Genomic DNA, 18,803 nt, shown 5'->3' on the forward strand with positions numbered 1-18,803 from the left:
CCCGCCCCGCGTGACCCGCCCCGCGTGACCCGCCCCGCGTGGCCTCTGGCCGCTCCGGAACCGGGCGCTGGCACGGGTGGCACGTGGCCCCACCCCGCGCCGGGTGGCGGGCTGGACTGGGTGAGCAGTTGAGGGTCCGGTGCGGTGGGAGCCCCGGTGCGCGCGCGGGCGGGCCGGGCACGATGTGGGCTTCGGGGCGGGCGAGGTGGCTCAAGCGGGTGAGAAGGCCTGGTGTGGTGGGTGTTGCGGGGGTGCGGCTCCCCAGTACGTCCGATGAACGGACGCGTTGCCAAAGCGCCTGGTTTGTGTCCTGCATGTAACAACACCTCAACGGCCCTACCCGTTCGGTCGCCGGAGGGCTAGGTTTCCGCCAACTCGGCGGGGTCGTGCCACGGGGCGCCGGAAGTCATGTTCGATGCCCTGTAGCGCCCGTCGAAGCAGGAAGACCGAAGCGGTTCCGATCATCATGACCGGTACCCRCACCGCATCCTCCGCGGCCGCTGGCGGCCCGCCGGAATCCTCCGGTGGATCGTGGCGGTCCGCGGGTCGGGGCGTCACGCTGGCGGGTCGTCCGGGCACACGTAGGAGGAAGTTGATGGCAAGACGCAGGCTCCTGGGCGCGCTGGCGCTCGCGACGGCGGTATCGCTCACCGCCGCCGCCTGTGGCAGCGATGACGGAGACTCGGGTGGCTCGGATGGTGGCAAGCCGTCCTACACCATCGGCTTCCAGGGCCCGCTGTCCGGCGACAACCAGCAGCTGGGCATCAACGGTGAAGACGGCTTCAAGCTCGCCATCGACGAGGCGAACAAGAAGGGTGACCTTCCGTTCACCCTGAAGACCGTCAGCTCCGACGACGTCGGCAGCCCGGACCAGGCTCCGGCCGCGGCGCAGAAGCTCGTCGACAACAAGGACGTCATCGCCCTCGTCGGCCCGATGTTCTCCGGCGCGACGAAGGCCAGCGAGCAGTTCTTCTCGGACGCGAACCTGCTGTCGGTGAGCCCGTCGGCGACCAACCCGACGCTGACCTCGCTCGGCTTCACGACGTTCTTCCGGGTCATCCCGACCGACGACGTGCAGGGCAAGGCCGCCGCCGACTACATCTCCAAGGCCCTCAAGCCGACCAAGGTGTACTCGGTGGACGACGCCAGTGAGTACGGCACCGGCCTGTCCAAAGTCATCGAGACGGAGCTGACGGCGAACGGCACGACGTTCGTCCACGAGAGCGTGAACCCGACCAAGGACTACACGTCCGAGGCCACCAAGCTCGTCGCCGAGAAGCCGGACGTGATCTACTACTCCGGCTACTACGCCGAGTTCGCGCTGTTGACCAAGGCGCTGAAGGACAAGGGCTACACCGGCAAGATCCTCTCCGGTGACGGTTCGCTCGACCCGCAGTTCATCGCGCAGGCCGGTGCCGCCGCTGCCGAGGGCGCCCTGATCAGCTGCCCGTGCCTCTGGGCGCAGGCGGACCCGAACGCGGCTGGCTTCGTCAGCGCCTACAAGGCCCTCAACGGCCAGGACCCGGGTACCTACTCGGCCGAGGCGTACGACGCGGCCAACGCGATCATCGAGGTCCTCAAGAAGCTCGGCCCCGGCGCTGACCGCGCCGCCGTCTCCGCGGCCTTCAAGACCATCGACTACAAGGGTCTGACCAAGCAGATCAAGTTCAGCGACAAGGGCGAGGTCAGCGACCAGGCCGTCTTCATCTACACGGTGAAGAACGGTGCGATCAGCCTGGTCGGCCCGGTGTCGAAGCTGGTCCCGACCAGCTGACCAATCGGTCGGTCGGTTGGGACCCCCGCCGCGGGCCTCGCGCCCGCGGCGGGGAGTGCCGCTCACCCGGCAGGTTCGTGACGGACGGGCGGCGGGCGTACGCGTCCGCCGCCCGTTCCGACGTTCGCGGCAGGTCAGGGAGTGGCAGCGGTGGGTCCGGCGGCCCGGTGGGCCGCCGGCAATAATCGCCGCGGCTGGGGAGTGCCGTGCCGAGACGTGGCACCGCCAGCCCCACCATGAACGAGTGACCGCGAGGCGGTGGCTGCCTCCGGTCATGCACCTCAGGTTTTGCGTAGTGATGTTGCCTGCCTGATGCGCGACCATATTCTGGTCAGCCGCCCCAGGCCGGAACGACTTTGCCCCAGGCTGGAAAGATCTTGCCTCGGGCCGTGCGGCCCTGTTCCGCCGCGCCGTGGCTGTAGATGATATTGACAAGGCGGATGCATGGGCTTCGTCCACCAGTTCTGGCAGCTGACCATCGACGGGCTGATGTCCGGCTCGTTGTACGCCGTGATCGCGCTTGGCTACACGCTGGTGTACGGCGTCCTGCAGCTGATCAACTTCGCGCACAGCGAGGTGTTCATGCTGGGCGCGTTCGGCGGCCTGTTCGCGGCCAGAGGATTGGTCAACGGCTTCAGCGACACCCCGTCCGGCCTGGCGTCCGTGGGGATTGTCCTGGTCGGCCTCGCTGTCGGCGCGCTGTGCGGCGCCGCCGCCGCGTTCACCCTCGAGCGGGTCGCCTACCGGCCGCTGCGCAAGCGGAACGCGCCCCGGCTGGCCTACCTGATCAGCGCCATCGGCGCCTCGCTGTTCGCGGTGAACATGGCCGGCAAGCTGTGGGAGCGTCAGAACGTCACGATGGAACTTCCGTTCACCAACGGCACCGTCTTCCACGTGTTCAGCGCCGAGGTCAACACCAAGACCCTGGTGATCATCCTGGTGGCGGCGGTGATGCTGGTCCTGCTCGACACGCTCGTCGCCCGTACCCGGCTCGGCCAGAGCATCCGCGCCGTCGCGCAGGACGCCGACACCGCGACCCTCATGGGCGTCAACGTCGAGCGGGTTATCCTGCTGACGTTCATCATCGGCGGGCTGCTCGCCGGTGCCGGCGGGTTCCTGTACGCGATGACCTTCAGCGCCTCCAACAACATGGGCTTCATCCCCGGCGTCAAGGCRTTCACCGCCGCGGTGCTCGGCGGCATCGGCAACGTGCGCGGGGCCATGCTCGGCGGCATCGTGCTCGGCCTGGTCGAGAGCTACGGCGGCTACATCTTCCAGGCCTCCTACAAGGACGTCATCGCCTTCCTGGTGCTGGTGCTGATCCTGATGGTCAGGCCGACCGGCCTGTTGGGCGAGCGGCTGGGGAGGGCAGCATGAGCACGACCTCGGCGACTCCCGCCTCCCCTTCGGTGGCGCCAACCCCGCCACCGTCACGACCGGGCGGCGCGGCGGGGCTCGGCCGCGCGGCCACCGCGGCGCTGTTCAGCCTGGCGGGGCTTCGCCAGCTGGGCGTCTGCGTCCTGATCGGCCTCGCCGTCGCCCTCATGACCGGCCCCAACGGCAAGGCGGCGAAACCACTGGGCGCCGTCCAGGACGCCATCCTCGCGCCGCGGATCGTCAAGTTCCTGGTCTTCGCCGTCCTGCTGTGGCTGCTCACCGCGCTCTGGCCGCTCGCTCGCCCCCTGTGGTTGATGGTCAAGGCGGCGGTCAGCGAGCCGGTGACGGCCGTGGCCGAGAAGCGCTTCGCCCCGCTCGGCCTGAACCTCGTTCTGCTGGTCGTGGCGATCATCATGCCGATGTTCTTCTCGAACGCGGCGGTCACGTGGATGGTCGACGGCGTCGGGATCTACGCGCTGCTCGCGCTCGGCCTCAACGTCGTCATCGGCTACGCCGGCATGCTCGACCTGGGCTACATCGCCTTCTTCGCGATCGGCGCCTACGCGACCGCCTACTTCGGCTCCAAGACCGCGATCCCCGCGCACTTCCCGCACTCGCTCAACCCGTTCTTCATCTTCCCCATCGCGTTCCTCCTCGCGGCGGTCGCCGGCGTCCTGCTCGGCGCCCCGACGCTGCGGCTGCGCGGTGACTACCTGGCGATCGTCACGCTGGGCTTCGGCGAGATCATCCAGCTGATCGCGAACAATGCCCATTGGACCAACGGCCCGCGCGGGGCGTTCGGCGTCCCGCACCTGTCGATCCACCTCCTGGGGATCAACTACTCCTGGAAGCTCGATCCGAAGCCGTACTACTACCTGCTGTTGGTGATCATCGTGCTGGTGATGATCGCCTTCGGCCGGCTGGAACGGTCGCGGATCGGCCGGGCGTGGGCGGCGATCCGGGAGGACGAGATCGCCGCCGAGGCGACGGGCGTGCCGACCCTGCGCCTCAAGCTGCTCGCGTTCGCGATCGGTGCGTCGGTGTCCGGGTTCGCCGGGGTGCTGTTCGCGAGCAAGCAGTTCTTCAACCCGCAGATCTTCAGCCTGCAGGCGTCGTTCCTGGTGGTCACGATCGTGATCTTCGGCGGGATGGGTAACCGGCTGGGTGTGGTCGTCGGCTCGGTCGTCCTGCAGGGGCTCGCCTTCTACCTGCGTGACACGGTGCCGGCGACGGACCGGTTCATCTATTTCGGCGCGGTGGTGATCGTCATGATGATCTTCCGTCCGCAGGGCATCATCCCCTCGCGGCGCCGTAAGCGTGAGATCAGCCTCGCCGAGCACGGCGTCGGTCATGCCGACTCGCTCGGCAGCGCGCCGACCTCGGAGAGCGGGGCCCGATGAGCAAGCACCGCGCGACGGGCGCCGGGGGCGCCGTCCTCGTCCCCGGCGGCCCGGGCAGCGTCGTGGATACGACCGACGAGGCCGGCGCGGACCTGGTGGTCAACGCGCGCGACCTGACACTGCGCTTCGGCGGCGTGACCAGCCTCGACGGGGTGACGCTGCGGCACCGTCGCGGCGAGATCCTCGCGGTCATCGGACCGAACGGCGCCGGCAAGACGTCGCTGTTCAACTGCCTGACCGGCGCCTACAAGCCGCAGCAGGGCTCGGTGGCGTTCTCGCCGGAGCCCGGCAGATCGCACTCCATCGTCGGGAAGACGCCGCACTCGATCACCAAGCTCGGCGTCGCGCGGACGTTCCAGAACATCCGGCTGTTCCCCGCCCTGTCCGCGCTGGAGAACGTCCAGATCGGCGTCGAGATGCGCCAGCGCTACGGCTCGATCGGCGCGATCTTCGGAACGCCGCGGATGCGGCGCGAGGAGCGTTCCGGGGTCGAGAGGTCGCTCGAGCTGCTCGACCTGGTGGGGCTGCGTCACCGGGTGCACGAGCTTTCCGCGTCGCTGCCGTACGGTGAGCAGCGCCGCCTGGAGATCGCCCGGGCGCTCGGCACCAACCCGAAGCTGCTGCTGCTCGACGAGCCGGCGGCCGGCACCAACCCGTCGGAGAAACTGGAGCTCGCGGAGCTGATCCGTACGATCGCCGGCACCGGCGTCTCGGTGCTGCTGATCGAGCACGACATGCGCCTGGTCATGTCGGTCGCGGCGAACGTCACCGTGTTGAACTTCGGGCGGGTCATCGCGCACGGCACGCCGGCGGAGGTCCAGCGTGACCCGGCCGTCGTCGAGGCGTATCTCGGTAGCCAGGACGACGAGTCCGCGGGCGGGGACGACGCGCCGGACGACGCGCCGACGGAACGGCTGACGCGTAACGGCGGCACCGGAAGGGACCAGCACTGATGCTGTTGGAGCTCGTCGACGTCGAGGTCGCGTACGGCGCCGTCACGGCGCTGCGCGGCGTCCGGCTGACGGTCGACGCCGGAGAGATCGTCACCCTGCTCGGGGCGAACGGCGCCGGCAAGACGACGACGCTGCGCACGATCTCCGGCCTGCTGCGGCCCCGGGCCGGGCAGGTGCTGCTCGACGGCGAGCTGCTCTCGAAGATCCCGGCGCACCAGCTGGTGCGCCGCGGGGTCGCGCACTCGCCCGAGGGCCGCCGGATCTTCCCGTCGATGTCCGTGCGCGAGAACCTGCTCATGGGGGCTTTCCACGACCGCAAGCACGTCGGGCCGGACCTGGAGCGCGTCTTCGGGCTGTTCCCCCGGCTCAAGGAGCGGGTCTCCCAGGCCGGCGGCACGCTGTCGGGCGGTGAGCAGCAGATGCTGGCGATCGGCAGGGCGCTGATGAGCCGGCCACGGCTGCTGCTGCTCGACGAGCCGTCGATGGGCCTCGCTCCGCTGGTGGTGCAGACCATCTTCGACGTGATCGCGCAGATCAACGCCGACGGGGTCGCGGTGCTGCTGGTCGAGCAGAACGCGGCCCAGGCGCTGAAGATCGCCAATCGTGGCTACGTGCTGGAGACCGGCCAGGTAGTGCTGGACGGGCCGGCGGGCGACCTGCTCGCCGACGACCGGGTCCGCCAGGCATACCTGGGCGAGGACGTGTCCGTGCCCGAGCAGGAAGTTCCCCACCAGCTGGCCAAGTAGCGACGCGGCGCTCACTGGCGCGTCCGTCGCCACCGCCACCACGACCGCCACCACCTTCCCGCTGTCCCGCCGTCGCCGTCACAGTCGTTCGCCTCGCCGGCAGCCAGCCGGCGGGGCCCCGCCTCGGCTGGCGGGGACCCGCGGAACGGCTGACGCGGACGGAAGAAGGCTGGAGCCTCCCACGTCTCAGGACCGGGGCCAGGGGTTGTCCAGCGGCCGGCAGCCACCCAGCTCGGCGGGCAGCTTGAGGGTGACGAGGTCCGGGGCTCGGTGGTCGCGGGACTGGAATCCGGCGACCCAGGGATGACTTCGGCTGATGCTCTCGACGGGCTTCCAGTCTCTGCCGTCGCGGGAGTCGGTGCCGAAACGCCGGACGCCGACCACGAGCAGCAGGACCGCCAGGACGATGAGGGTTGCGATGACCATGTGAAGAGAGTGCGTCCGCGCGGTTATCGCGGTCCATCTAATTTTTGTGGCCGAGACCGTTAAGCTGTTCTACGTGATCGATGTCCGACGGCTCCGGCTGCTCCGCGAGCTCGACAATCGGGGGACGGTGGCCGCGACCGCCGCCGCGCTGCACCTGACCCCGTCCGCCATCAGTCAGCAGCTCGCCGCGCTCTCGCGTGAGACCGGTGTCATGCTGCTGGATCCGGTCGGCCGGCGGGTACGGCTCACCCCGGCCGCCAGGGTGCTGCTGCGGCACGCCGACGAGATCTTCGCCCAGCTGGAGCGGGCCGAGGCGGACCTCGCCGCGTTCGACGAGGGCCGGCTCGGCGAGGTGACCATCGCCGCGTTCGCGACGGCGATCACCGGGATCGTCGCGCCAGCGCTCCAGGAGCTGCGGATAACCCATCCCGGCCTGCAGATCACCATCGTCGACGTCGGACCGCCGGACTGCTACGACATGCTGATCAGCGGCGAGCTGGACATGGCGTTCGACTTCGTGGCGACCAGGCCGGACGACGCCCGCTTCGAGATGGTCAAGATGGTCGACGATCTGTTCGACGTCGCGCTGCCCTGGGACCATCCGCTCGCCTGCCTGGATCAGGTGCACCTGGCCCAGCTCGCCGACGACGACTTCATCGCCAGCCGGCCAGGGACGGCCTGCCTGGAGATCATGCAGGCCGCGTGCGCGGCGGCCGGGTTCGCGCCGCGGCTGCGGCACCGCACCGACGAGTTCATCGCGGTCCTCGGCCTGATCGGGGCGGGGTGCGGGATCGGGCTGATCCCGCGGCTCGCCGGCCTCTCCTCGACGGACCAGGTCGTGCTGCGGCCGCTGGTCGACGCGCCGGCGCGCCGACTCGCGGTGTCGCTGCGGCGCGGCTCCGCGGGCGCGCCGCATCTCGCGGCCGTGCTGCGCGCGCTGACGACCGCCGCCGGGTCCGCCCTGACGGAGCCGCCGACGGTGCCCCCGCGCAGCGTCCGGCCGGCGTCCGTCCTGGCGGCGGTGCCGGCCCAGGCCGGCTGACCCGGGGGCTGGCTGACCCGGGGCCGGTTGACCGGGGGCTGGATGATCGGGGGGCTGGCTGGCGGCCGATGGCGACCCATCGACTACCTGGCGTAGTCAATCGCCGATTGTTGTTGCGCCAATGACTTGCGCGCGCACGCGCGTTACCAGGTCAGCCGGCTGTCGCCGCGCCCCCTCTCGCCGACCGCTGGCCGTGGCCGTCACCCCGCGCGACCATCGCCGGCCAACGGAAAGCTGACGGATGGTCAGGGCACGCGGGGTTTCCGTCGGTGATGGCCCGCGAAGGCTCCGAGTCCTGATACACCAGCGCTACAGCACAAACGAATAGCCGATCAAGAAGCAGGGACAGTCATGCATCCGACGGTGGAGCGTTTTCAGACGCGCCTGCGGGACCTGGGCGCCATGGGCGAGGCCAGGGAGCTGCCGAACAGCTCGCACACCGCCACCGAGGCCGCGGAGGCGCTCGACGTGTCCGTCGGCCAGATCGTGAAGAGCCTGGTCTTCCTGGCCGGCGAGAAGCCCATCATGGTGCTGGCGTCGGGTGACAACCAGGTCGACACGGAGAAGGTCGCCGAACTGCTCGGCGAGCCGGTCGGGCGTGCCGGCGCGAAGACCGTCCGCGAGGCCACCGGCTACGCGATCGGAGGGGTGCCGCCGGTCGGCCACGCCACCGAGATGCGCATTCTCGTCGACCGCGACCTGCTCGCCCACGCCGAGTTGTGGGCCGCCGCCGGGACCCCCAACGCCGTCTTCCAGACCAATCCCGACGAGCTCATCGCCATCACCCGCGGCGAATGGGCCGACATTCGCCACGAGTTCTAGGAGCTATCCCACCGCTCCGGCAGGGACCCCGGGGACCCCTCGTCTGGCTGCTGACCAAGCGCCGTAGCCGCTGACCTGGCCGCTCAGGGCCAGGCGGCCGCCGGACGGGCGGTGTCTACCGCCGGACAGAACCCTGGCGAGTGACGATAGTCACGATAGTCTGCCGCAGACCGCTGATCCCGATTGTCCGAGGCCGGTGAGTGCGCCATGCGAATGGGCCGGGAAAATCTTCGAAAGACCACGGACCGGGCGCCGCGCGGCGCGGCGGCGGCCCACGGTGGCAGGCATTTCCCGACCGGTTGGACGCGCGGCCGCAGCTACACCCTTACCCAGGACGTGGAACTCGCCGACGACGTGCCCTGGCAGACCGACGACTGGTCGGCCGACGACTGGAGCGCCTGACGCGCCAGCCTAGGGCTGGACCGGGCCGAGGACCTTGTCCAGGTAGTCGTTGGTGAGGACGCCCTTCGGGTCCGCCGCGGCCCGGACGGCGAGGAACTCGTCGAACTTCGGATAGCGGGGGCGAAGCGCCTCGGCGTCCTGGGTGTGCAGCTTCCCCCAGTGCGGCCGGCCGCCGGCCGTGGTCATGATCTTCTCGACGAGGGCGAAGTACTCCTCGTGCGGCGTGCCGTGGTCGACATGGACCGCGACGTATCCGGTCGCCCGCCCGTACGCCGTCGACAACCAGATCTCGTCGGGGGCCGAGACCCGGACCTCCACCGGGAACGAAATCCTCAGGCCAGATTTCTCCAACGCACTCGTCAGCTCACGGACGACACCGACCAGCTCGTCTCTCGGAACGGCGTACTCCATCTCCTTGAACCGCACCCGCCGCTCCGAGGTGAACACCTTGTACGACACGTCGGTAAAGGTGCGGGAGCTGAGCGCGCGGGAGCTGACCTTCGCCGCGGGCGCAATCGTGCGCGGCAGGCGGCGGCCGGTGGCCACGACCATGCCGAACACCCGGTTGGACAGGAAGTCGTCGTCGAACCAGCCGCGTAGCCGGGGCAGCGGGTCGAGCCCGTCGGACAGCGGCGCGCGGGTGTTGCGTTTCGTCAGCGTCCGGTCGGTGTGCGGGAACCAGTAGAACTCGGCGTGGTCGGCGCCGCCGACGAACTCGTCGAACCCGTCGAGCAGGTCGGCCAGCCGCGCCGAGCCCTCCTCGGCGCGCAGCGCGAACAGCGGTACCGCCTGCAGGGTCACCGACGTCACCACGCCGACCGCGCCCAGGCCCACCCGGGCGGCGGTGAACAGGTCGGCGTGCTCGTGCGCCGAGCAGAGCACGATCGTGCCGTCGCCGCGTACCAGCTCGAACGCGCGTACCTGGGTGGCCAGCCCCCCGAACCTGGCGCCGGTGCCGTGCGTGCCCGTCGCGAGCGCGCCGGCGATCGTCTGCTGGTCGATGTCGCCCAGGTTGGTCAACGCCAGCCCCGCCTCGGCGAGCAGCCGGTTGAGCCGGCGCAGCGTCATCCCGGCGCCGACCGTCACCAGCCCGCTGCCCGCGTCCAGCGCGAGCAGGTCGGCGCAGCGGTCCATCATCAGCTGGGTGGTCCGCTCGTCCGGCCTGCCGACCGGAGTGAACGAATGCCCGCTGCCGATCGGGCGCACCCTGGTGCCGTCGTCGAGCGCCTTGCGCACCAGCGCGGCGACCTCGTCGGCATCCGTCGGGTGCGCCACCGCCATCGGTGTCGCCACCTGGTTACCAGCCCAGTTCGACCACGACGCCGACGCGTCGGACCGCATACGCCGCCAGCCGGCGGAAGAGCCCACGGATCACCTCCGAATATCCGCACCCAGCTTCCCTGTACCCCGCGCGCGGCGCGACGCGGGGGTGGGTGTGCGCGACCAACTGCCCGCCCTTGGCCGAATCTGGGGTGATCCGGCTCCCGTCGTACAGATATGGCGAACGAGCCCGACAGCCGACACGATGGGGATGTGGTAGCGCTGGAGAATCTGGTAGGGATCTTTACGCGGCCGGCTGCCTCGTCACGGTCCGGTCATCCACCAGCGGCGCCGCCACAGCCCGACTGGGACCGGCTTGCGACGGCCACCGCCACGCTCGACCMGCCGTTCGCCGTCGTTGACCTGCCGGCGCTGTGGGCGAACGCGGCCGACCTGGTCCGGCGGGCGGCCGGCAAGCCGATCCGGGTCGCCAGCAAGTCAGTGCGGTCGCGGGCGGTGCTGCGCGCAGTCCTGGCGACCGACGGATTCGCCGGCATCCTCGCCTACACCCTCCCCGAGGCGATCTGGCTCGCGGAGGAGTTCCCCGACGTCGTCGTCGGCTACCCGACGGCCGACCGGGCCGCGCTGCGCACGCTCGTCGACCACCCGTTCGCGGCGAGCCGGGTGACGCTGATGATCGACTCCGTCGAGCAGCTCGACCTGATCGACACGGTCCTCGGCGCGGCCCGGCCGCAGCTGCGGGTCTGCCTGGACCTGGACGCCTCGCTGCGGCTGGCGGCCGGCCGGGTACACCTCGGGGTGCGCCGCTCGCCCGTGCACAGCGCCGAGCAGGCGGGTGAGCTCGCCGAGGCCATCGCCACCCGGCCGGGCTTCGCGCTCGTCGGCCTGATGGCGTACGAGGCACAGATCGCCGGCATGGGCGACGCGCCGCCCCCGCCCCCACTCCCGTCGGCGGCCGAGCCCGCCGACGGCTCCGGCTCTGGTTCCGGCTCGGGCTCTGGCTCGGGCTCGGCTCCCCGCCTCGAGCCCGCGCGCCGGGCGGCGGCGTCGGCGCGGGCCGAGGCGGTCCGGCGGATGCAGGCGCGATCGAGGGCCGAGCTCGCCGAGCGGCGGGCGGCGGCGGTGGCGGCCGTGCGGGAGGTCGCGCCGGGGCTGGAGTTCGTCAACGGCGGCGGCACCGGAAGCGTCCACCTGACGACGGCCGAGCCGGCCGTGACCGAGATCGCCGCCGGCTCCGGCCTGTACGGGCCGACGCTGTTCGACATCTACCAGGCGTTCACGCCCGCCCCGGCGGCACTGTTCGCGCTGCCGGTGGTGCGCCGGCCAGCGCCCGGCATCGTCACCGTCGCCGGCGGCGGCTGGATCGCCTCCGGCCCCGCCGGCCCGGACCGCGTACCTCGCCCGGTCCACCCCGCCGGCCTGCGGATGATCGGGACGGAGGGGGCGGGCGAGGTGCAGACCCCACTGCGCGGCCCGGCCGCCGACACCCTGCGGATCGGCGACCGGGTCTGGTTCCGCCACGCCAAGGCGGGTGAGCTGTGCGAGCACGTCAACGCGCTGCACCTCGTCGGCGCCGACGGCTCCGTCCAGGCCGTCCCGACCTATCGCGGCGAGGGCCGCGCCTTCTGAACCGCGTGTGCGGCCCACTGGGCTTACCAGGTCGTCCTCCCGCTGCGCGCGAGGAAGTGGCGGCGGCTGGCCGGCAGCGCCAGCAGCGTCGCGCAGGCGGCGGTGAACGCGAAGAACACGAACGACGCCGACTCGTGGTAGACGGTCAGCTTGACCAGGCCGAACGCGGTCTGGGCGGCCAGCAGCCCGGCGGCGAGTCGGGCAACCTTGTCCCCGCCGCGGCCGAGCCGCAGCCCGGCGACGACGCCGGTCGCGGCCATCAGCATCGCCCAGCCGGCGACGAGGTACTCCGCGTCGCTCAGGCTCGTCGTCACCGAGAAGCCGATGGACGCGGCGAGCTGGAACAGACCGAGCGGCACCAGGAACAGGGCCTGCGCGGCGCGGATCGTGCCCGGGACGCGTAGACGGGCGCCGGCCGCCGGTCCGGCCGCGACGACCTCGGGCGCGATGCCCTCGGGCGCGGCGACGTCCGTGGTGGTGATGCGGGTGGTGGTCATCGAGCGCTCCAATGCGGTGGGAGACGCGCTCCTGCTCGGAGCGCCGGCCCCGCTCGTCGCGGCGGGGTCGTGGCACTCACAGTCCGGGCGAGGGCGTCCCGGGCGCATGGTCCCGATGTCGCCTTTCGGCGGGGACACCCCGCCCCACTGGCTGGGACCTCGCGTCCCGAGAAGGACGTGACGGCCGCATCGGGTCCGCGGGACGCGCCCCCGCCGAGCATGAGCGCCACCACCGGGCCGCCTCGGTCCGGTCACCTCGGGAGGCGTCATGACCACGATCACCAGCCAGGCCCGCTCCACCGGCCAGGCCCCCGCCACCGCGCCCGCCGGCCAGGTTCGGTCCACCGCGACCGCCGGCTTCGTCGCGTCCGCCACGGCTTCGCCGGCGGACGTGGACGCCGCGCGCCCCGTCCACGTCCGCCGAAAGGCCCTGCTCGGGGCAGCCGCGGCGGGCGTGTGTGCCATCGGTTTCGTCTATCTGTCCCTCGACTCGCTCGTGCACCCGGGTGCGAAGTACTACCGGGACGTCGTGTTCCTCTGGCCGTGGCTGTCGGGCGCGGCCGCGCTCGTCGCCCTGCACCTGGTCCAGCGGCGGCCCGGCCGGCGGACGGAACGGGTCGGCGCGTGGCTCACGCTCGGCGGCATGGCGCTGTCCGTCCTCGGGATGGCGCCGCGCATGGCCGGCGGCGACGAGCCCTGGACGGCTCTGCTCGGCCCCGCGATGCTCGCCTGGGTCGTCGGCATGGTGGTGCTGGCGGTCGGCACGTGGCGGGCGGGTGTCGTCCCCACCTGGGCGGCCGTCGCCCTCGCCCTGGCCGAGCCGTCGACCGTGGCCCTGGCCTGGGTGCTGCGCTCGGTCTCGCCCCTGGAGGACGTCGGCAGCTACAGCGGTGCCCTCGGCAACGCCGTCGCCTGGCTCCTGCTCGCCTGTGCCCTGCTCACCACCGCCGACCAGCACCGCGACCCCGCCACGCGAACCATGCKCCAGAGATAGCCGAATGGTAGGCGCTATCTATGAAGACGCCATCTGCATAGATAGCGCCTACATACATCTACAGACGCCGGGACAAGGCCGATCGAACAGGGCTGCTGGGTGGCTCGTGGGGTCGCGGTCGCGGGTGGAGGCGGGCCGGTCGCGAGAATGGGGCATGCTCAGTCACGACGATGTTGACGACATCACGACCAGGGCGGCGCGGGACGGGCGGCACGGGGCCGCGGCCGCGCGGTTCGAGGAACTGGCCGCCCAGCCCGAGCGCCACGGCGGGGAGGTCAACCGAGCGGCGCTGCTCGTCGAGGCCGGCAGCCAGCACGGGCTCGCCGAGGACTGGGACGCGGCGATCCGGTGCTACCAGGAGGCCATCGCCGACGGCGGCTGCGAGGGGATCGACCCCCGGGTGTGGCTGCACGACGCGTATCTGCGCGCGGGGCGGCAGGACGACGCCGCGGGTCTGCTGCGCGAGCTGAAGGCCAGCCGCAGCAAGGATCCGGACCTCTACGCCGCGGTCGCCGAGTCCCTCGAGGTGAGTGGGCAGCTCTCCGATGCCCATACCTGGTTCACCATGGGCTACCACCGCTGTGAGAACGCCGACGTCCCCGAGTTCATGATCGATCTTCTGCTCGTCGGTCGCCGCCGGATCCGCGCCGAGCTCGGCTACCCGCTGGACGACCTCGACGAGCTGGCCGACGACTACCTCGCCGCCGTCGGGGACTGACCTCGGCGAACGGCTCGACCGAGATCGCATCTGGTAGCCACATCGATACGGCTGAGCCGGCCGCTGGCGGGCGAACGTGGCCGGCCGGGGTGATGCCCTGGGACCGTCCCAGGTCCCGTCACAGGCGTCGCGCTGGCGTCTCACCCTCCACCCGCGAACTGCGTTGGATGGCCGTGCGTATAGGCACCCCCATCCGACACGCTTCCGCCAGCGATCGGTGAAGTGTGTCGGATGGGGGTGTCTAGAGGCTCGCCTATCCGACACAGAACCGGGGTCGGGGTCAGGCGGTCGGGTCGGGGGCCAGGACGGGGCGCAGGGTGTCGAGCACCGTCGGGTCCTCGATCGTCGGCGGCACGGCTGGGGAGCGGCCGTCGGCGATCTCGCGCATGGTGCGGCGCAGGATCTTGCCGGAGCGGGTCTTCGGCAGCGCGGCGACGACGTCGACCCGCTTGAAGGACGCCACCGGACCGATCTCGGCGCGCACCCGGGCGACGAGCTCGTCGGCGAGGACCGCCGGGTCGATGCCCACGCCGCTCTTGACGACCACCAGCCCGCGTGGCACCTGGCCCTTGTACGAGTCGGCGACCCCGACGACCGCGCACTCGGCGACCGCCGGATGCGCCGCGAGCACCGCCTCCAACTCCCCGGTCGAGAGCCGGTGGCCGGCGACGTTGATGACGTCGTCCGTGCGGCCCAGCACGTACAGGTAGCCGTCCTCGTCGACGTAGCCGCCGTCGCCGGTCAGGTAGTAGCCGTCGAACGTCGACAGGTACGACGACACGTAGCGGTCGTCGTCGCCCCACAGCGTCGGCAGGGTGCCCGGCGGCAGCGGCAGCCGGATGGCGATCGCGCCCGCGGTGCCGGCCGGTACCTCCACAGCGGCCGGGTCTGACGGGTCGAGGATGCGGACGTCGTAGCCCGGCATCGGGACCGTCGGCGAGCCGGCCTTCGCCGGCAGCCGCTCGAGGCCGATCGGGTTGGCGGCGATCGGCCAGCCGGTCTCGGTCTGCCACCAGTTGTCGACGACCGGCACGCCGAGCATGCTCGTCGCCCACTCGTAGGTGGCCGGGTCGAGCCGCTCGCCGGCCAGGTAGAGCGCCCGCAGTGAGGCGCCCACGTCGTACTTGGCGAGGTGCGTGCCGGCCGAGTCCTCCTTCTTGATCGCCCGGATCGCCGTCGGGGCGGTGAAGACGACCTTCACCCCGTGCTCGGCGACCACCCGCCAGAACGCGCCGGCATCCGGCGTGCCGACCGGCTTGCCCTCGTAGAGGACGGACGTCGCGCCGACGAGCAGCGGGCCGTAGACGGTGTACGAGTGGCCGACCGCCCAGCCGATGTCGGAGGCGGTGAACATGACGTCGCCGGGGCCGATGTCGTAGACGTTGGTCATGGACCAGGTCATCGCGACGGCGTGGCCGCCGTTGTCGCGGACGATCCCCTTCGGGTGGCCGGTGGTCCCGGACGTGTAGAGGATGTACAGCGGGTCGGTGGCGGCGACGGTGACCGGGTCCGCCGGGGTGGCGCCGGGGACGACGTCCGCCCAGTCGTGGTCGCGGCCGGCGACCAGGTCGCACCGCTGTTGCTCGCGTTGGACGATCAGGCACCGCGTCGGCGGGTGGGCGGCGAGACGCAGCGCCTCGTCGAGCATCGGCTTGTACGGGACCAGCCTGGTCGGCTCGATGCCGCAGGAGGCGCTGACGACGAGCGTCGGGCGCGCGTCGTCGATCCGGGCGGCGAGCTCCGCGGGCGCGAAGCCGCCGAAGACGACCGAGTGGACCGCGCCGAGCCGGGCGCAGGCCAGCATCGTGATGACCGCCTCGGGGATCATCGGCAGGTAGACGATGACCCGGTCGCCGCGGCCGACGCCGAGCGCGGCGAACGCGCCGGCGGCGCGCGCGACCTCGTCGCGCAGCTCGCGGTACGTGTAGCGGCGCAGGGTGCCCGTCACGGGCGAGTCGTAGATGATGGCCGCCGCGTCGCCCCGGCCGTTCACCACATGCCGGTCCACGGCGTTGAAACAGGTGTTCAGCTCGGCGTCGGGGAACCAGCGGTACAACGGCGGCCGGCTGGCGTCGAGGACCCTTTCCGGCGGGCGGGCCCAGTCGATCGCGCGTGCGGCCTCGGACCAGAACTCCTCCGGCCGGGCGAGGCTCTGCTCGTAGATCCGTCGGTAGTCACCCATCTCGCGCTCCCTCTCGGTCTCCACCGCCCGGCCCGCCTCGACCATGCCTGCCCGCGCCGCCCGCCATGGACGGAGATCCGCGGCGTCCGCGTTCGCCGTTCGCCGTTCGCGGTCGCGTCCAGCGCGGTCACGGTCGCACGGGCGGCCGGCCAGCCACCACCATCGTCCGCTCCGCGACACGGCCGCCACGACGCCTGACCTGCCCGTCTGCCCAGGACCTGCGGGCCCCGACAGACAGGCCAGGCGGGGAAGGCGTCAGACCGGCTCGGGGAGAGCCTCGCCGGTCCGGGGCGGCGGCACGGTCGCCCGCTCCGCGCCCGCGCCGGTCAGCGACCGGACCTCCATCTCGGCGTACTTCGCCTCGTCGACCCGTTCCCGGCTGGTGACCGTGCCGAGCCAGCCGAGGAAGAACGCGAGCGGGATCGAGACGATCCCCGGGTTGTCCAGCGGGAACCAGTGGAAGTCCACCGACGAGTCCTTGATCATGGAGGCGCTGCCGGCCTTCCCGGAGACCACGGGGGAGAAGACGATCAGCACGATGGCGGAGATCAGGCCGCCGTAGATGCTCCAGAGCGCGCCGCGGGTGTTGAAGCGCTTCCAGAACAGCGAGTAGAGGATCGTCGGCAGGTTCGCCGACGCGGCGACCGCGAACGCCAGCGCCACCAGGAAGGCGACGTTCTGGTCCTTGGCGAGGATGCCGCCGACGATCGCCACCAGGCCGATGACGACCGCGGTGATCCGGGCCACCCGCACCTCCTGCTCGGGCGCGGCCGTGCCCTTCTTCACGACGCTGTTGTAGACGTCGTGCGCGAACGACGCGCTCGCCGTGATGGTGAGGCCCGCGACGACGGCGAGGATCGTCGCGAACGCCACCGCGGCGATGATGCCGAGCAGCAGTGTGCCGCCGAGCTCGAAGGCCAGCAGCGGCGCCGCCGAGTTCGCCTTGCCCGGTGCCGCGTTGATCTTGTCCGCGCCGACCAGGTACATCGCGCCGTAGCCGAGCACCAGGGTGAACAGGTAGAAGACCCCGATGATCCCGATCGCCCAGGCGACGCTGCGGCGAGCCTGGATCGAGCTCGGCACGGTGTAGAACCGCATCAGGACGTGCGGGAGCCCGGCGGTGCCGAGCACYAGCGCCATCGCGAGCGAGATGAAGTCGATCTTCGTGGTGTTGGTGAGGCCGTACTTGACGCCGGGATTGAGCACGGCGTCCTTCTTGGGACTGGCCGCGGCCGCGTCGCCGAGGACCGAGGACAGGTTGAAGCCGGCCTTGCCGAGCACCCAGAAGGTCATCAGCGCGGCGCCGAGCACCAGCAGGACCGCCTTGATGATCTGCACCCAGGTCGTGCCCTTCATCCCGCCGACGAGGACGTAGACGATCATCAGGACGCCGACGATGGCGATCGTCAGGTTCTGCCAGGCCGTGCCCTTGACCCCGAGCAGCAGGTTCACCAGTCCGCCGGCGCCGGTCATCTGGGCGAGCAGGTAGAACAGGCTGACGGTGAGCGTCGAGATGGCGGCGGCGGTGCGTACCGGGCCCTGGCGCAGCCGGAAGCTCAGCACGTCGGCCATCGTGTAGCGGCCGGTGTTGCGCAGCAGCTCGGCGACCAGCAGCAGCGCCACCAGCCAGGCGACGAGGAACCCGATCGAGTAGAGGAACCCGTCATAGCCCTGCAGGGCGATGGCGCCGGCGATGCCGAGGAAGGACGCCGCCGAGAGGTAGTCACCGGAGATCGCGATGCCGTTCTGCCGGCCGGAGAACGCGCGCCCACCCGCGTAGAAGTCGGTGGCGGTGCGGTTGGCCCGCGAGAAGCGGATGACGATCGCGAGGGTGACGACGACGAACAGGGCGAAGATCGAGATGTTGACGGCCGGCCTGCCGACCGTGTCGGCCGCGAGGTTCACCGTGGTCCCCGTGCTCCCTGTGGTCACCGCGCATCACCCCCGACCTGCGTGCCCTCGAGCTGCGTGCCCTCAAATCGAGCGCGCAGTGCGGCCGCCGCCGGGTCGAGCCGGCGGTCGGCCCAACGGACGTAGACCGCCGTGATCACGAACGTCGACAGGAACTGGCCGAGCCCGAACAGCAGGCCGACGTTGATGTTCCCGCCGACCTTGTGTGACATGAAGCCGGACGCGAAGGCGGCCAGCAGCACGTAGAGGAAGTACCAGGCCAGGAAGAGCGCGGTCATCGGGAACACGAACCGCCGGAAGCCGCGCCGCAGCTCGCCGAACTCGGGACTGCGCTGTAGATCGAGATAGCTCTCCTGCCCGCTGGCGGACGCGCCAGGGGCGGCCTCGCCGGGGGATGACTGGATGGTGCTCACGCGGCTGCCTCCACTCCGCTGGAGGCCACCGGCCACGCCTCCGCCTCGCGGTCGCGCGGCCCCTGGCCCGGTGTGGCCCGGACGTTGGGATACTCCGGGCGATCGGTGTGACGGCCGTCACCGTAGGGGCGTGCGCGGGCGCCGTGGAGACCGCCGCGCGGACCAAGCTGTCGGCGGCACGAACCCGGCGCCCGACGGGCCGGCACGCCGCGCCGAGCGGTCGGTCGGCCGAGCCC

General features: G+C 71.4%; 17 protein-coding genes. 11 read left to right on the top strand and 6 right to left on the bottom strand.

Annotated features, from left to right (window positions below):
• Positions 1 to 595 precede the first annotated feature (595 nt).
• The 5 genes from BCD49_RS38390 to BCD49_RS38410 all read left to right on the top strand — a co-directional run bounded on the left by BCD49_RS38390 (position 596) and on the right by BCD49_RS38410 (position 6,250).
• The gene (locus tag BCD49_RS38390) at positions 596 to 1,774 is read left to right on the top strand and encodes a branched-chain amino acid ABC transporter substrate-binding protein (protein WP_007518652.1); all 1,179 of its coding nucleotides are present in this window, start codon (positions 596 to 598) and stop codon (positions 1,772 to 1,774) included.
• Between the two features lie 444 nt (positions 1,775 to 2,218).
• Positions 2,219 to 3,151 (top strand): branched-chain amino acid ABC transporter permease, encoded by a 933-nt coding sequence (locus BCD49_RS38395; RefSeq protein ID WP_007518651.1) that lies wholly within the window; start codon positions 2,219 to 2,221, stop codon positions 3,149 to 3,151.
• Complete coding sequence (locus BCD49_RS38400; RefSeq protein WP_007518650.1) at positions 3,148 to 4,551, top strand: branched-chain amino acid ABC transporter permease; 1,404 nt, start codon at positions 3,148 to 3,150, stop codon at positions 4,549 to 4,551. Before BCD49_RS38395 ends, BCD49_RS38400 begins: the two co-directional genes overlap by 4 nt.
• Positions 4,548 to 5,504, top strand: coding sequence for an ABC transporter ATP-binding protein (locus tag BCD49_RS38405; RefSeq protein ID WP_007518649.1), 957 nt, complete (start codon positions 4,548 to 4,550; stop codon positions 5,502 to 5,504). Before BCD49_RS38400 ends, BCD49_RS38405 begins: the two co-directional genes overlap by 4 nt.
• A complete protein-coding gene (locus tag BCD49_RS38410) occupies positions 5,504 to 6,250 on the top strand; it encodes an ABC transporter ATP-binding protein (RefSeq protein WP_007518647.1) in 747 nt (248 codons plus the stop codon). Before BCD49_RS38405 ends, BCD49_RS38410 begins: the two co-directional genes overlap by 1 nt.
• A gap of 186 nt (positions 6,251 to 6,436) precedes the next feature.
• Here BCD49_RS38410 and BCD49_RS38415 read toward each other — a convergent pair whose 3' ends face one another.
• Positions 6,437 to 6,676 carry a hypothetical protein gene (locus BCD49_RS38415; protein WP_007518645.1) on the bottom strand — a complete coding sequence of 80 codons (240 nt, stop codon included), beginning with the start codon at positions 6,674 to 6,676 and terminating at the stop codon, positions 6,437 to 6,439.
• Positions 6,677 to 6,749: 73 nt separating this feature from the next.
• Here BCD49_RS38415 and BCD49_RS38420 point away from each other — a divergent pair, with 73 nt between their 5' ends.
• The 3 genes from BCD49_RS38420 to BCD49_RS38430 all read left to right on the top strand — a co-directional run bounded on the left by BCD49_RS38420 (position 6,750) and on the right by BCD49_RS38430 (position 8,942).
• The gene (locus tag BCD49_RS38420; protein ID WP_035926234.1) at positions 6,750 to 7,718 is read left to right on the top strand and encodes a LysR family transcriptional regulator; all 969 of its coding nucleotides are present in this window, start codon (positions 6,750 to 6,752) and stop codon (positions 7,716 to 7,718) included.
• Between the two features lie 351 nt (positions 7,719 to 8,069).
• Positions 8,070 to 8,540: a YbaK/EbsC family protein gene (locus tag BCD49_RS38425; protein WP_007518641.1), complete on the top strand. Its 471-nt coding sequence runs from the start codon at positions 8,070 to 8,072 to the stop codon at positions 8,538 to 8,540.
• A 207-nt stretch (positions 8,541 to 8,747) separates the two neighbouring features.
• The gene (locus tag BCD49_RS38430) at positions 8,748 to 8,942 is read left to right on the top strand and encodes a hypothetical protein (RefSeq protein WP_007518639.1); all 195 of its coding nucleotides are present in this window, start codon (positions 8,748 to 8,750) and stop codon (positions 8,940 to 8,942) included.
• Positions 8,943 to 8,951: 9 nt separating this feature from the next.
• Here the strand turns inward: BCD49_RS38430 and BCD49_RS38435 are convergent, their stop codons facing one another.
• Positions 8,952 to 10,283 (bottom strand): D-arabinono-1,4-lactone oxidase, encoded by a 1,332-nt coding sequence (locus BCD49_RS38435; RefSeq protein ID WP_027140242.1) that lies wholly within the window; start codon positions 10,281 to 10,283, stop codon positions 8,952 to 8,954.
• 156 nt (positions 10,284 to 10,439) lie between these two features.
• Between BCD49_RS38435 and BCD49_RS38440 the strand changes: the two genes are divergently transcribed.
• Positions 10,440 to 11,852, top strand: coding sequence for an amino acid deaminase/aldolase (locus tag BCD49_RS38440; protein WP_083401957.1), 1,413 nt, complete (start codon positions 10,440 to 10,442; stop codon positions 11,850 to 11,852).
• Positions 11,853 to 11,875: 23 nt separating this feature from the next.
• On the opposite strand, the gene BCD49_RS38445 is transcribed toward BCD49_RS38440, so the two are convergent.
• The gene (locus tag BCD49_RS38445) at positions 11,876 to 12,349 is read right to left on the bottom strand and encodes a hypothetical protein (protein WP_007518633.1); all 474 of its coding nucleotides are present in this window, start codon (positions 12,347 to 12,349) and stop codon (positions 11,876 to 11,878) included.
• A gap of 268 nt (positions 12,350 to 12,617) precedes the next feature.
• On the opposite strand from BCD49_RS38445, the gene BCD49_RS38450 reads away from it, so the two are divergent.
• Positions 12,618 to 13,343 (top strand): hypothetical protein, encoded by a 726-nt coding sequence (locus BCD49_RS38450; protein WP_083401958.1) that lies wholly within the window; start codon positions 12,618 to 12,620, stop codon positions 13,341 to 13,343.
• A 154-nt stretch (positions 13,344 to 13,497) separates the two neighbouring features.
• The gene (locus BCD49_RS38455; RefSeq protein ID WP_007518630.1) at positions 13,498 to 14,061 is read left to right on the top strand and encodes a hypothetical protein; all 564 of its coding nucleotides are present in this window, start codon (positions 13,498 to 13,500) and stop codon (positions 14,059 to 14,061) included.
• A gap of 280 nt (positions 14,062 to 14,341) precedes the next feature.
• On the opposite strand, the gene BCD49_RS38460 is transcribed toward BCD49_RS38455, so the two are convergent.
• The 3 genes from BCD49_RS38460 to BCD49_RS38470 form a co-directional block, all read right to left on the bottom strand.
• Complete coding sequence (locus BCD49_RS38460) at positions 14,342 to 16,243, bottom strand: propionyl-CoA synthetase (RefSeq protein ID WP_027140241.1); 1,902 nt, start codon at positions 16,241 to 16,243, stop codon at positions 14,342 to 14,344.
• A gap of 255 nt (positions 16,244 to 16,498) precedes the next feature.
• Complete coding sequence (locus BCD49_RS38465; protein ID WP_007518626.1) at positions 16,499 to 18,175, bottom strand: solute symporter family protein; 1,677 nt, start codon at positions 18,173 to 18,175, stop codon at positions 16,499 to 16,501.
• Positions 18,172 to 18,567 carry a DUF485 domain-containing protein gene (locus BCD49_RS38470; protein WP_007518624.1) on the bottom strand — a complete coding sequence of 132 codons (396 nt, stop codon included), beginning with the start codon at positions 18,565 to 18,567 and terminating at the stop codon, positions 18,172 to 18,174. Before BCD49_RS38470 ends, BCD49_RS38465 begins: the two co-directional genes overlap by 4 nt.
• Between the last annotated feature and the right edge of the window lie 236 nt (positions 18,568 to 18,803).

Origin of the sequence: Pseudofrankia sp. EUN1h (assembly GCF_001854645.1) — a bacterium.
Lineage (GTDB): Bacteria > Actinomycetota > Actinomycetes > Frankiales > Frankiaceae > Pseudofrankia > Pseudofrankia saprophytica.

Coding starts and splice junctions, on each gene's coding strand:
- BCD49_RS38410 (WP_007518647.1), top strand. CDS start 5,504: ATGCTGTTGGAGCTCGTCGACGTCGAGGTCGCGTACGGCGCCGTCACG.
- BCD49_RS38400 (WP_007518650.1), top strand. CDS start 3,148: ATGAGCACGACCTCGGCGACTCCCGCCTCCCCTTCGGTGGCGCCAACC.
- BCD49_RS38455 (WP_007518630.1), top strand. CDS start 13,498: ATGCTCAGTCACGACGATGTTGACGACATCACGACCAGGGCGGCGCGG.
- BCD49_RS38415 (WP_007518645.1), bottom strand. CDS start 6,676: ATGGTCATCGCAACCCTCATCGTCCTGGCGGTCCTGCTGCTCGTGGTC.
- BCD49_RS38425 (WP_007518641.1), top strand. CDS start 8,070: ATGCATCCGACGGTGGAGCGTTTTCAGACGCGCCTGCGGGACCTGGGC.
- BCD49_RS38430 (WP_007518639.1), top strand. CDS start 8,748: ATGCGAATGGGCCGGGAAAATCTTCGAAAGACCACGGACCGGGCGCCG.
- BCD49_RS38390 (WP_007518652.1), top strand. CDS start 596: ATGGCAAGACGCAGGCTCCTGGGCGCGCTGGCGCTCGCGACGGCGGTA.
- BCD49_RS38435 (WP_027140242.1), bottom strand. CDS start 10,283: ATGCGGTCCGACGCGTCGGCGTCGTGGTCGAACTGGGCTGGTAACCAG.
- BCD49_RS38445 (WP_007518633.1), bottom strand. CDS start 12,349: ATGACCACCACCCGCATCACCACCACGGACGTCGCCGCGCCCGAGGGC.
- BCD49_RS38405 (WP_007518649.1), top strand. CDS start 4,548: ATGAGCAAGCACCGCGCGACGGGCGCCGGGGGCGCCGTCCTCGTCCCC.
- BCD49_RS38460 (WP_027140241.1), bottom strand. CDS start 16,243: ATGGGTGACTACCGACGGATCTACGAGCAGAGCCTCGCCCGGCCGGAG.